Source organism: Paenibacillus lautus NBRC 15380, from assembly GCF_004000945.1.
Lineage (GTDB): Bacteria > Bacillota > Bacilli > Paenibacillales > Paenibacillaceae > Paenibacillus_AQ > Paenibacillus_AQ lautus.
In genome coordinates, this window is sequence record NZ_BIMF01000002.1 from 25188 (window position 1) to 38601 (window position 13414).

General features: G+C 47.9%; 14 protein-coding genes. 2 read left to right on the forward strand and 12 right to left on the reverse strand.

Annotated features, from left to right (window positions below):
- Positions 1–51 precede the first annotated feature (51 nt).
- Positions 52–1410, forward strand: coding sequence for a glycosyltransferase family 2 protein (locus tag PLA01S_RS03585; protein ID WP_127590122.1), 1359 nt, complete (start codon positions 52–54; stop codon positions 1408–1410).
- Here PLA01S_RS03585 and PLA01S_RS03590 read toward each other — a convergent pair.
- Both PLA01S_RS03590 and PLA01S_RS03595 read right to left on the reverse strand, forming a co-directional pair.
- Positions 1384–1587 (reverse strand): hypothetical protein, encoded by a 204-nt coding sequence (locus PLA01S_RS03590; protein ID WP_127590123.1) that lies wholly within the window; start codon positions 1585–1587, stop codon positions 1384–1386. The two genes, PLA01S_RS03585 and PLA01S_RS03590, sit on opposite strands and share 27 nt — an antisense overlap.
- Before the next feature lie 25 nt (positions 1588–1612).
- Positions 1613–2044, reverse strand: a complete 432-nt coding sequence (locus PLA01S_RS03595; protein WP_246059306.1) for a hypothetical protein — start codon at positions 2042–2044, stop codon at positions 1613–1615.
- A 239-nt stretch (positions 2045–2283) separates the two neighbouring features.
- Between PLA01S_RS03595 and PLA01S_RS03600 the strand changes: the two genes are divergently transcribed.
- Positions 2284–4893 carry a glycosyltransferase gene (locus PLA01S_RS03600; protein WP_127590124.1) on the forward strand — a complete coding sequence of 870 codons (2610 nt, stop codon included), beginning with the start codon at positions 2284–2286 and terminating at the stop codon, positions 4891–4893.
- A gap of 73 nt (positions 4894–4966) precedes the next feature.
- Here the strand turns inward: PLA01S_RS03600 and PLA01S_RS03605 are convergent, their stop codons facing one another.
- From PLA01S_RS03605 to PLA01S_RS03650, 10 genes are all read right to left on the reverse strand, one after another.
- Positions 4967–5731 (reverse strand): glycosyltransferase, encoded by a 765-nt coding sequence (locus PLA01S_RS03605; RefSeq protein ID WP_127590125.1) that lies wholly within the window; start codon positions 5729–5731, stop codon positions 4967–4969.
- A 16-nt stretch (positions 5732–5747) separates the two neighbouring features.
- Positions 5748–6446 carry a galactosyltransferase-related protein gene (locus tag PLA01S_RS03610; protein WP_127590126.1) on the reverse strand — a complete coding sequence of 233 codons (699 nt, stop codon included), beginning with the start codon at positions 6444–6446 and terminating at the stop codon, positions 5748–5750.
- Between the two features lie 24 nt (positions 6447–6470).
- Complete coding sequence (locus PLA01S_RS03615) at positions 6471–7424, reverse strand: glycosyltransferase family 4 protein (protein WP_127590127.1); 954 nt, start codon at positions 7422–7424, stop codon at positions 6471–6473.
- Between the two features lie 205 nt (positions 7425–7629).
- The gene (locus PLA01S_RS03620; protein WP_127590128.1) at positions 7630–8139 is read right to left on the reverse strand and encodes an NUDIX hydrolase; all 510 of its coding nucleotides are present in this window, start codon (positions 8137–8139) and stop codon (positions 7630–7632) included.
- 33 nt (positions 8140–8172) lie between these two features.
- The gene (locus PLA01S_RS03625; protein ID WP_127590129.1) at positions 8173–8700 is read right to left on the reverse strand and encodes a GNAT family N-acetyltransferase; all 528 of its coding nucleotides are present in this window, start codon (positions 8698–8700) and stop codon (positions 8173–8175) included.
- A 133-nt stretch (positions 8701–8833) separates the two neighbouring features.
- Positions 8834–9736: a metal ABC transporter permease gene (locus tag PLA01S_RS03630; protein WP_127590130.1), complete on the reverse strand. Its 903-nt coding sequence runs from the start codon at positions 9734–9736 to the stop codon at positions 8834–8836.
- The gene (locus PLA01S_RS03635; RefSeq protein ID WP_127590131.1) at positions 9733–10671 is read right to left on the reverse strand and encodes a metal ABC transporter permease; all 939 of its coding nucleotides are present in this window, start codon (positions 10669–10671) and stop codon (positions 9733–9735) included. The genes PLA01S_RS03630 and PLA01S_RS03635 overlap by 4 nt, the downstream gene beginning before the upstream one ends.
- Before the next feature lie 3 nt (positions 10672–10674).
- Positions 10675–11403 (reverse strand): metal ABC transporter ATP-binding protein, encoded by a 729-nt coding sequence (locus PLA01S_RS03640; protein ID WP_076323422.1) that lies wholly within the window; start codon positions 11401–11403, stop codon positions 10675–10677.
- Between the two features lies 1 nt (position 11404).
- The gene (locus PLA01S_RS03645; protein WP_127590132.1) at positions 11405–12379 is read right to left on the reverse strand and encodes a metal ABC transporter solute-binding protein, Zn/Mn family; all 975 of its coding nucleotides are present in this window, start codon (positions 12377–12379) and stop codon (positions 11405–11407) included.
- A 422-nt stretch (positions 12380–12801) separates the two neighbouring features.
- Positions 12802–13398: an ATP-binding protein gene (locus tag PLA01S_RS03650; RefSeq protein WP_127590133.1), complete on the reverse strand. Its 597-nt coding sequence runs from the start codon at positions 13396–13398 to the stop codon at positions 12802–12804.
- Positions 13399–13414: the final 16 nt, after the last annotated feature.

The following is a 13414-nucleotide window of genomic DNA, read 5'->3' on the forward strand; positions in this document are numbered from 1 at the left end:
ATCCGTATACAAGCCGTTTCCGTAAGGATCCAGAAAGGAACGATAACGACCATGCTCGTGTTTATTCTTCCAGGTTTATATCCGCGTCTAAGCGAGAATACCGTATCCACGGTTAAGCGATTTATTTCTAATTCGCGTCCTATCGTGATTCAAATCGAAGAACAATCTGCAGTTGTAATGAATGAAGCCCTATCTCGGGAAGTGCATCCGTGGTTTATGACACTCTATGCCGGAGATGCTGTACAACCTTATGCCGAGAAAGAAATCGAACGGTGGCTGCAAACCTGCACTGACCGCTCACCTGGCTTTAGTGTGAATCCCGTTACGATCATAGATCAGCCGGCCGCATCTAGTTACAGACCTGTTCCATCCTTCCGTTTTCCCCGCGGTCCCCTGTTATGGCGCACAAAGATTGTAATGAATGAACAGACACCGGGTTTTACAACGAGGGATCTGCTGCCATTCCAAAAATACGTGTTGATCGATAAACAACTCCAGCTATCAACCCGATATGAGTGGACGGAAGTGGTTTCCGATGGAATCTTATATCCTCATCGCATCGCCCCTGCCTGGATGAAAGAACCGGAAGAATGGAACGCATTATCACCGCTTCTTCAAGCTGCCGCCCAAGGACATACACCAACATTAAGAGCCGCCACTCCTCCAAAGGTGACGATTGCTCTGTGCACCTATAATGATGGCGCATATCTTCCTTGGGCTGTCCGATCCGTATTGGCACAGACCTGTGGGGCTTGGGAGCTTGTCATTCTCGATGACGGTTCATCCGATGAAGAGACGACAGCTTATTTGCAGAGACTGCCTCTGGATCCCCGAATGAAGATGGTACGTTTGGAGGGAAATTCAGGGAAATCAAAAGCACTGAATCGAATCCTGAATATGGCGACGGCCCCCTGGTTATTGGAGCTTGATGCCGACGATTGGCTGCCCCCCAATGCGCTGGAAATTCTCATACGGGAAGCAGGCAGAGCGCAGAATGCTGCCGTCATCTATGGTGATCATATGGAATGGCTTGAACGCGCAAATAAAGAACTGATATATCAAGGAGTTAAGGCTGCGCCTTTTCCCCTGTCTTCCCAATTGCTGCTGGACGATGCCCCGGCTGTTGCCCCGCGCATGTTCAATGTCTCTATAATCAAGCAGCAGAAAGGCTGGGATCATAACACCCTTTATGAAGGAAGACTGTATGAAGATATTGGGCTTTTATTCAAGCTATCCAAAACCAGCAAGCTTCACCATGTCCCGGAGACGCTTTACCACCGAAGACTAAGAAATTCCAGCATGACCCATCGCTATCCCCACCGCTATCCGGCATGGAAGAACTCTTTAATAGACAAGTTAAATGAATCGGAAATGGCAAATCACTCAGAGGGGCAGAATGCGCACGAATGAGATCGTATCATTAAATACGGTGACCACTTGTGAGGTAGGGATATAATTCGAGCTCACAACCTCCACCGTAATCAATCCGTCTGATGAGGAACGGAACTGCCCCTGCAGAAATTGATTGGTCTGAATAACCTCTACCGTCCTGCCCACGAATGTAGCCAGAATTTCTGAAAAATTCATCTCTGTTCTCCCTCCTCTCTTTTATCTAAGCGATAGACAACAAACTGCGGAACGGTATAATGACTATGCTGCCGTTAGGCTCAGCAATCTGAATAAAATCCTCACCGATGGCAACCAGCGTTCCGAATACGGATCCTGCCGTAGTTACAACAGTAATCCGAGTATTCAGCCTTCCTCTTAATAAAGCAAGGACACTGCTGCTTTGTCCTACTTCTAAACCATTCACCTGCTCCTGCAGCGCATTGATGCGTGCATTCACCTGCTCCTGCTGCGCGATGATGCGTGCACTCAACTGAGCAATCTGCAATCGGATCTGTTCAATGCTGCGTATGAGTTTGCGACGTAGAATCAGGATTTTCCTCCACACCGAATGAGATGGTTTCGCATGCTTTTTCTTTCTTCGGCCTGTGATTTCCTTGCATTCACCGTCATGACCAAGGTTCCAATATCTCCTCACAAGAGCTTCCTCCCTTTGTATATTCACTGGTACCTTATGTTAGAGTCGGGACAGTGGCAACTCGGAATGTACAAAGATAAGAAAATGGCCTAAAACTATAGGCTTCAGCTATCAATGGCTCGGGAACACTTCCTGATCATTTAAGGATTTTGCGCTGCACCTGGTGTTCTACCCATACAGATATTTGGGATGATACATATTTTGTAAAATAGACCATTGCACCAGTGAGGAGGCTAATCTTGAATAAAATTAAGCAGCACCGCCGACGCAAGTCTACCACCAATCGATCCGCATCACGTCGCGGGAAACATCGCCGCCTGAACCTGAAGTACAACCGCAAGAAGCGATCGGCTTCCCCTCTCTCTCCCGCGGTCTCATTTCCAATGACGTATTCGCGGTCCGTACAACATATGGAGCCAGTCTCTGTTCAGTCAGCCAAAGCGGCGGATACGCTGACTGCCGCGAAGATCGGGCCAAAGACCAAGGCCTTATACGATGTTATACGTTTTCCCGTTATCGATTGGCAGTTTCGATGGCAGCGGCCCCAACAACTGTCTGAGCAGTTTGCGCAGCAGGGGCATCGGGTGTTCTATGTAACTCCGGAGATGATCAGCATAGGTAAAGAAGATGCATCAAGAGAAGAAATCAGCCGCCAGGTAAAGGTCAAAAATATTGCTCGAAATATATGGCTTGTCACCTTATGCGCGAATCGACCGTTAAATCTATACCAAGATGAAATGGATCGTTGGGATATTCAGTATTTAAAATGGTCGGTTGAATATGTTCGGGATAAATTCGGACTATCCCAACTGGTCTCGATTGTGGATCTCCCGTTCTGGACTCCGCTCGTTACCGCGATGGATCAGCATCATATCGTCTACGACTGCATGGACCATCATGGCGGCTTCTCAACGAACGACAAATCCATGCTTCTACTGGAAGAACAGCTGCTTCGGGAAGCAGAGCTTGTGGTGACAACCTCTCAGCATCTGTATGATTGGGCCGCCAAATACAATCCGGCCACTGTACTTATCCGCAATGCAGTAAATTCCGATTACTTCTCGAAGCCGCCGGATGAGGTTCTGCCCGAACTTGAATCCATCCATCAGCCCATCATCGGTTACTACGGGGCTATCTCGGACTGGTTTGATATTCAACTGGTGGAGTCACTGGCCCGGAGCCGGCCGGAATGGACGTTTGTCCTTATTGGGCACACCTTTGGCTGCGATACCTCGGGAATCGAGGAGCTGAGTAACGTATTATTGCTGGGAGAAAAGCCGTATCGTGAACTTCCGGCGTATCTGCATCGGTTCCAGGTTGCTTTAATTCCGTTCAAGAAGAACGAACTGACACAAGCTACCAATCCCGTCAAGTTGTATGAATATTTGGCAGCCGGTAAACCCGTCATTTCTACGGAACTTCCTGAAGTAAGGACGGTTGCAGGTAACATCGTCACGATTGCCAATACGGAAGTTCAATTTGAAGAGGCGATTGAAGCTGCTCTGCTTGAGTCCGAGAACAGCGCAATTGAACAGCGGCAGCAATTTGCGGAGCTCAACAATTGGGGTCAACGTTATGAAGCACTTGATGCTTATATTGTGCAGCATCTATATCCCAAAGTCAGTGTTATCCTGGTCCTTCATAATAACTGGTCCTATACGCAGCAGTGTCTTCATCGACTCCTCCAACCGGGTCATTATCCTAACCTGGAGGTTATCGTTGTTGATAATGCCTCGAAGGATCAGACATCCTCCTATCTCGGGAGCCTGCGTCATCCGTTGATCCAGGTGATAACCTCGTCTACGAATCTTGGCTTTGCCGCCGGCAACACCCTGGGATGTGAGCACTCTACCGGAGAATTTATCATCCTGCTAAATAACGATACGATTGTTCCGGACGGAAGCTGGATCTCTCGTCTGCTCAGACCTTTTCAAGAGGATGCCAAACTTGCAATGACAGGTCCGATGTCCAATCATGTGGGAAATGATCAAGCGCTGGATCATTTTATAGGGGATGCCATTCAAGGTGCCAATCCACGTTGGCTGAGCGAATTCTACGAACGTTATCGGCGAAAATACCGTTATACGGATCTGCTTGGATTTTTCTGCGTAGCCATTAGACGGAGTGTGTGGGAGCACGTGGGTGCACTGGATCCCGCTTTCGGCCTTGGAATGTTTGAGGACGATGATTATTGCGAACGCGTCAGGAATGCCGGGTACCGTCTGGCCATCGTTGAAGATGCCTTTGTATATCATCACGGCAGCGTTACGATCAATAAGCTGAATAATAATGTCTATAACGAGTTATGGAATAAGAACAAAGCTTATTATGAACAAAAGTGGAACAAACCGTGGAGAATGCCAAAAGGACCGGATAGCATTTTTCATTTAGTGGATCAACCAGCCGAAATCGCCTCCAGAGTCAACCAAACCGGGAAGAAAGTAGTCCTGGTGCTCGGCCTTACCGTATGGGAAACCAATTCCAGGCGCTGGCAGCAGATCGTGAAGGGATTATGCGAGAACGAGGACCTCTTGGTGATCGTGTATACCCATCTATATCATGGCAATCAAATCGTGGGGACTCGAAAAATAGGACCCCAGCTGTATTTTACAAACCGAATCGATTTGTTCTCTAATGTCAGGTTTGATCTAGTCATTTATTGCGGCTCTACGGATATCCACCCCCAGGTCCATTCCGTTCAATACTGGGCCGATTCCTTAAGCTATCATGAACAACAGCTCAATTCCTTGCATACTCAAATATCGAAGCTGCAAGTATTGGAACCGATCGGTGTATCTCAAGCGGTTAGCCATCTGTGCTTGTCTGTCCATGAGGTAACAGAAAGATAAGTTAAAAAAAACAGCCCCTTCATGATAACTGAATGTGACAATCAGATCATGGAGGGGTTGTTGTTGTATAAATTTATTCCGTTGATTCCAGGGCTTTCTGCCGACTCAAATAGTTCATGACCACTTCAGGATGATGACCCTCATAAGGCCGTGTGACGATATCATATTGTTCGGGTTTGAAGTTCCAATCCGGCTGTCCGAGATTCATCTGCACATTGACATCGCCTCTGCGGTTATCGTTGAACTTGATTTTGCTGCCGAGTGCATAGTGGTAATGATACACGTTCACATCGCTTCGCCCGCGGGGGATGCTCCATATACTCCTGCCTTCTGCCGCCTCCAGCGTGCAGTGATGCTTCTCGTCACGATAGCGTATTCCTTGTTTGGCCCGCCACATTCTGGTGATGTCGTTTGACCAGCGTTCATCACCGGGACTGTTCACCCGGATCGTCCATGGATCTCCCCAGAAATTAACGAAGGGAAACTGATAAATATCCACATCTGATCGGTTCATGAGTTCGGGCAACACTTCAGCAAAACGGTCCTCCATCATTTCATCGATATCCAGATTCATAATCCAGTCTCCTTGAGCCTGGTCAATCAGAAAGTTACGCACCACGGACTCGTTCCAATCCTCGGTGTATGGCAATCCGCTCTGCTGGACATGAAACAGTCGGATCGCATACCGATGCTGAAGACGTTCAATCTCTTCGATGGTTCCATCTGTACTTCCGCCATCGGCGATGATGATTTCATCCGCGAAGCGGCTTACGCTTTCTACATACAGGGGAATGAAGGTTATTTCATTTAATACCGGTACAATGACTGACAGCTTCATAGCGATTTGCTCCTCCTTATTGAGAAGATTGTTCGAGTATCAATTTTCGCATCGCGTTAACATCGCCTCTTGCTAGGCTATACCGCTGATACAGCGCGTAATTGGAATCGTAATTGGGATTCCCGTCAGGTCCTACGAATGGATGCCAAAAATGAACCATTTCCCCTTCCAGGCGGATGTGACGGCCAACCAAGGTATCCAGCGCGTAGGCAAATGCCTCATCCTCCCCGCCCCAGCCGACAAATCGTTCATCATATCCTCCGACCGTTTCATAAGCTTCGCGGCTAAGCACGTTGAAACCTCCCACAAACGCGGTCGCCTGCTCTACAACCATTTCTGCCTTAACGGCCAATGGCCAGCCGCTTGAATGCTGCAATAACAGCCGCGACGTATTTTCGGATAGACGAAGGATTCGACTAAAGGGGATGACCCACTGCCCGCTATTTACGTAAGTCAAGGATTCCTTCAATAAAGCCGGATCGTATACAATATCGCTATCTGCAATGACAATAATGTCTTTGGTAGCCTGTTGATAGGCACGATTGATGGCTTTGGATCTGCTAAAGAGCTCTCCGGAATCCGTTATTTCGCCTACGCATACTTCGACTTCCGGCATAGCCTGCGCGTAGTAGCCCAATACCCATTCAAAAGCTGAATCCCTGGGTCCGTTACCATCCGATTGATACGGAATCAGCACGGATACTCGATTTAACACACGCATCCCTCCTTCATAGCCATACTACCTATCCAATTGAAATAATACGCTTAACCAACGCCCAATCCCCTGTTCTACCGTCCAGAATGACTCAATGTAATGTCTGCACTGCGCTCCAATGTCATTCAGCTTGCGCTTCTGTCCTATCCATGAATGGATCAAGGTAATAAAATCTTCCGGAATGTCGCTGTCCAGGATCAAGCCATGCGCTTCCGGGTGAGCCGCTGCCTTGACATTGCCCACATGGGTCCCTAGTACAGGCACCCCGCATGCATAGGCCTCCAGCGCTGTTGCTCCGCTTCCCTCATTCGCCGATGTGATCAGAAGAAGATCCAGCTGATGATAAAAGTTAGGCATATCTTCATAAGAATACGCCCCGGCCGTTTCCATAAATGTAATTCTTTCATCATGACGGAAGTGGTCTCGGATTTGCTTATATAATGTAGTGTAATTTTTGGATCGTTTAGCAGGATCACCCGCCCAACCGACCACAAGCGGGCTCCTGCTCCTGCGTAATAGGGTTGATGGTTGAAATAATCGGTGGTCTACAAAATGCCCGATATATTCCACGTTCGCCTCCGGCGCAACCTTTCGCAGAGCTTGATTAAGCCTTTCGTTCATCGCGCCTATAACCCCGATTCTGGGGATGACAAGCCTGAGAAACTCCGGATCGGGGACAAGTTCATCTTCTTGCCATTCCCGGAGAGTCTCATAATTCTGACTGAAGTAATAATAGGAGACAGCGGCTGAAGCATCGATTCGAATATGCTTGAATATGCAGTAAGCTGCGATCCCCAGGCACAACGAACATATTCGGTCATAGGCCTGATTGATTTCATCGCTGCTGTGCTGCTCCAGAAACCGATCCAATTCTCCGATGGACATCAGATCCAGATCGGGATGATGCTGTTGAATGACCTTTGCATGCTTTCCTAAGATCCACCACTCCACATCATAGATCAGCAGATGCCTTCCCATAGTTCGAACACTCCTTTATGCTCATAATGGATTATATTCGTTCCCAGGTCTCCAAGTTTGTCACCGCGGCATAAATGATGAATTGGTCCATATTTCACGCAAAAAAAGAGCCGCCCTCTACAGATAAGTTCTGTATCGGCATGGCTCTTTGTTCGGTTTTCAGATTATTTTGAATCGATCTATACTCTTTTATCCACGATATGTTTTATATATGCTGAAAGAATCCCTTGAGCAAACCGTGCATCATCGCAAAAACCAGCTCGGAATCCTGAAGCTCGTTCTCCTTTATCCGATGCAAACATTCCTTCACGCTCATTCTTACTACGTCGATGTGCTCATATCCCTCGAGCTGTTGCTCCGCTTGACTTATCACCTCATCGGTATAATAAACATGGGCCATTTCATTGCATCTCCAGGACGCCGGATACAGCTTGCCCAGATAATGAAGCCTGCCGCATGTGCAGCCCGTTTCTTCCAGCATCTCACGGCGTGCAGCCGATTCCAGGTCCTCCTCATCACCTACGCCACCGCCGGGTAACTGAATGACGTAGTCATCCACGGCTGCGCGATATTGACGGATGAGTAACAATTGATCGCCATGCTTAGCCAGAACAACAACGGACACATGATTCTCTTTGGTATAATACACTTTACCTGACGCTTCCTCGTAAATCGAAATTCCATTATGACGGATCAACAATTCGGTATTTTCCATGCAGGCAGGAGCTCCTTAACCATATGATAGATTTTAGACTTCGAATTCATCTTTGAGGATGGAGAATAAATAGGAATCATGGTAAGCGCCTTTAAACCATAAGTGCTGCCGAAGATGCCCTTCCTGCTTCATTCCGATATGGCGCATGACCGCAGCTGACCCGATGTTTCCCGGCCTGCATGTGGCGTAGATCCGATTAACTCCCAGCTCCTTAAAACCAAAACGACACATGGCGCTAGCCGCTTCCGAAGCATAACCCTGTCGCCAATAGGCGGAATTCAAACAGTACCCAAGCTCTGCGTTCGTCTTGGATCGGTGAAGACCCACACCCCCGATTAAACGGCCGCTATCTTTCAGCACGATCGCCAGTTCATAGCTGTCACGAGGGCTCTGCTCTTTCATTTGGCGGATATCCGTTAAATATTGAAAAGTATCCTCTTCCGTATTCGGTCCCCACATCGTATACTCGGTCACTAATGGGTCAGAAGCGTAGGCATGAATACTAGCAATATCCTCCTCCTGAAAATCCCGGATCACCAATCTTGTTGACTCCATGTACATATGTACTCACTCCTTGAAATAACCTTCATCACAGTTGCGGAATTTTTTTCCTAATTATACCACACCCTAGGTTTTTGAAGAGAAAAAGAAGCCTGGGCATCTACTCGCCCAAGCTTCATATAGGATCCTTATTTTAGGATGCACCGTCCAGTTTCTCTTCACTGCCGTGCGTATTAAATTTATGAAGATAACGGGAAAGCACGCCATGTCTCGGAGAGATCAGGAAACTGATAATAAATACAATACCAGTGGCAAATGCCATAGATCCTGAGATGGAGGTGTCCAGCCATAACGCGACATAGTATCCCATGAATGCAGAAATGACGCCGAATGCTCCGCTTAATACCAGCATAATGGAGAGTTTATCCGTCCAGAGATAAGCCGCCGCCGCAGGGGTTATAAGCATAGCCACCACCATGATCGCTCCCACAGCATCGAACGATGCAACCGTCGTGATGGAGACCAGCGACATAAATACATAGTGCATGAGTACGACAGGAATGCCGATACTGGCTGCAAGGGCCGGATCAAAGGACGTAATCTTCCATTCCTTGTAAAATGCCAGTATCACGATGACCACAACGATGAGTACGGCTGCAAGCATGAAGGTAGCTTTCGGAACTTCTCCCAACAATGGGACATGCATCACATCCCATGGCACGAACGTAATTTCACCCATGAGGGCATGCTTGGTATCCAGATGCGCATTGCCAACCTGGGTTGCAATCAGGATAACGCCAATCGCAAACAAGGTTGTAAATACAACACCGATCGATGCATCCTGCTGAACGCCCCGGGAATGAAACCATTGAACGAGGACCGCAGTCAGCAATCCGGCAATAATCGCACCGATCAGCATATGAGGTCCACTTAGTTCTCTTGTGACGATAAAAGCCGTTACAATCCCTAGCAGCACAGTATGACTGATAGCATCGGCCATCATCGCCATTCTGCGCAGTATCAGGAACACGCCAACGATACCGCAAGACAATCCGACGAGAGAAGCCGTGAGCAATATCCATCCTGTATAGGTCATTGATTGCTCCCCCTTTCGGACAACCGGGGACTAAGAACGGCTTGATTGCCCGCATCCAGATGTTCTTTTTTCTGGGATCGGAGCTGCAGTGCCTGAATCAGCAGGCCTTTCTCAGCTCCGAAGACCAGGGAGATCGTGAACAATACGGAAGAAGCCACAACGATGAACGGCCCTGTAGGCCACCCTTTTCCTATCGTGCTGACCAGCGTGCCGACAAACCCGGCGCCCCCTCCAAATATTGCCGACAAAGTGACCATCATTCTAAAGGATTGAGTCCAATATCTTGCGCTGACGGCAGGTATGATCAGCATGGCCGCCATCAGAATGACACCAACAGCCTGAATGCCAATGACAATCACGAGAACGAGCACCCCCATATAGAGGCTATTCATCAGACGGCTATTCAACCCTAATCCCCCAGCAAAATCGGGATCAAACAGAAACAGTTTCCATTCCTTAAAGCCAATCCAGATGACCAGAATAACTATAGCGGCCAGAATAAGCATCGTAAAAACATCCTTACGAACCATGGATGCAGCCTGACCGAAGATAAAGTTATCCAGTCCGCTCTGATTCCCGCCCGCTGTACGGTTCACGATCGTGAGCAGCATAATGCCCAATCCGAAAAATACGGATAGAATCATGCCCATGGCCGTATCTTCCTTAATGCGGCTGGAGGTGCGGATCCACTGGATCATCCAGGCTCCGATTAAGGCGCTGGCAGCAGCCCCGAGTATCATCACCAGCAGATTCTTGCTTCCGGTCAATGCAAATGCAATCACGACACCGGGAAGAGCTGCATGAGACAACGCGTCACTCATCAAACTTTGCCGCTTCCAATAGGCGAGACAGCCGATCATGCCGGCTGCCATACCCAGAATTAATGTGCTCAATAGCACCCATTGCGTGTTAGGAGATAGTAATGAATTCAGCATGCGTTACGCCTCCTTCATCCAGCGAAGCGAACCGCCGTAGGCGCGGTATACATGCTCCTTCGTGAATACGTCTTCCGTCTTCCCATGCGCAATGACCGTACGGTTCAGGAGCAGCACATGGTCGAAATAATCCTCAACCGTCTGCAGATCATGATGGACAACCATTACGGTTTTACCGGCCATTTTCAGATCCTTCAGCGTGGTCATAATCGCCCGCTCGGTTGCTGCATCAACTCCAGCTAACGGCTCATCCATGAAATAGAGGTCGGCATCCTGGACAAGCGCCCTAGCAAGGAATACGCGCTGCTGCTGTCCACCGGAGAGCTGGCTGATCTGGCGGTCGGCAAAATCCGCCATGCCCATTTGATCCAGCGATGCCATCGCTTTTTCCTTATGGCTCTTGTTCGGTCGTTTCAGCCAGCCCACCCGGCCGTATAGGCCCATCATGACAACATCCAGCGCATCGGTCGGGAAATCCCAGTCCACGGATCCGCGCTGCGGCACATAGCCGACACGGGTCTTGGTTTTGCTTAAGCTTGATCCAAAGAATGACACATTCCCGGACAGCTTGGGATGAAGCTCCAGCATGACCTTTAACAGCGTTGATTTACCGGCGCCGTTCGGCCCGACAATGCTGGTTAAAGAGCCTTGCTCCACTTTAAAGGAGACATGGTGGAGCACTTTATTTTTACGATAGGATGCATTGAGGTCTTGAACTTGAAGTACAGACATTTTATTCACCACTTCCTGTTAATGCATGATAGATCGTTTCGACATTATGACGATACATACCAATATAAGTCCCTTCCGTCGTTCCCGCTTCGCCCATGGCATCGGAGAAGAGCTCTCCTCCAAGCTTTAAATCCAGCCCTTTCTTGGCAGCACCTTCAATAACGGCATTAATCGAAGCTGGATTGACACTGCTCTCAACGAATACCGCAGGCACCTTGTGTTGCAGCAGAATATCGATCGTTCCGTTGATATCCGAGAGGCCGATTTCATCCTCCGTACTCAGGCCTTGCAGTCCAACTACCTCCAGACCATGCAAGCGGCCGAAATATCCAAAGGCATCATGAGCGGTTACCATGACCCGCTGCTCTTGCGGAATCTGACTCAACTTATCCTTGGCCTCGGCTTTCAATTCATCCAACTGGGCAAAATACTTCTGCTTGTTCTCTTCAAAATAGTCAGCATCATCCGGGGCCAGGGACTTCAGCTTCTCTACAGCCGAATCCAAAGACGCTTTCCACAAATCGATGTCAAACCATACATGGGGATCGATGGCCTGCGTATCATCCTGCAGCAATTGATCCTTCGGGATGGCATCCGCAATCGCCAGTACAGGTTTGTTCTTACCGATCTGTTCGAATATTTCGGTCATGTTGCCTTCGAGATGAAGCCCGCTATAGAAAATAACATCACCGCTATCCAATTTCTTGATATCGCCTTGGGTTGCATTATATAAATGCGGATCGACGCCGGGCCCCATCAAGCTCAGTACCTCGACCCGGGCTCCCCCGATAACGGAGAGAGGCTCCGCAATCTGTCCAATGGTTGTAACCACGCGAATTTTCTTATCTCCCTGTTCACCCGCTGCTCCTTCCTGTTTCACTTCTCCCGAAGCGCACGCGGATAACACCAGCAGCAAACTCAGAATGGCGGCTGCCCCTATTAATATCCTGTTTCTACTAGTCCTCTTGTTCTCCATCTTCTTCTCCTCCACTCCACATCTATAATGAGTTTACTCAATCCTTAGACAATTCGGGAAAATCTCAAGTCTCGTCCTGCCACGAACCAATTATTTTGCTCTTATGCAACTTTAATTCCTATGTACAAAAAATAATCCATCTTTAGGTATTTGTCAATGTAATTTTGTGAATTCGCACATCCAATTCTGTTTGGACTCTCCATTCCTCCTTGATTTTATTGATAATATACGTACATGAAGGGCTCTTTTTTCATCAAGGCAAAATATTTAGCTATATATAAAATATTTTAATGATTTGATTTTTGTTATCTTAAACACACAAAAAGACGACTTCTCTGTAAGAGAAATCGCCTTTTTTTGTTAATATTCTCGGTATCGCTAAACTCTACACCACACACTTTGGAATAAACCTTTTCCACTTGTTATCCAAAAAATCGGATGTGCGCAAATTTGGTTTTGATTCGATCGAGTTTCTTCTTAGTTGAGCTACGATGATCTGGCAATAGCTTCACATTTGCCAATGCAGCGATACTCTCTACCACTTCATCAATCGATAGATGATCCGTGTCGATATGATGCTGGAACACTTCATTCGAGAATCCGCTAATGCATCGGTCAATTTGTTGTGCGGCCCAAGAATTCGAACCTTCCCCTCTGCTCCGCAGTCGTCTAAGGAGTACTTCCTTGGAAGCGCACAATGTAAAATGCTGTACTGCCACGCCATCACGTCTCAAATGACCAACGATTTCATCGAAATACTCCGCGTTTGTAATGGTCATCGGAGCAATGATCAATTGATCGGATTCCTGGTCCAAATACTTAAACATGGAGTAATTAAACTCCCTCCACATCGGATAATGCTGAAAGTCATCGCGTTTCGCATCCCTCGGCACATTATCGCGAATGAAGTAACCTGCATTCTCCGGATCGTACACGTACGAGTTCGGGATTCTTCGCTGAAGCTCATGCGCAGCCTGGGTCTTACCTGAACCAAATGCGCCGTTAACCCATATAATCATAGATAGATGATCCCCC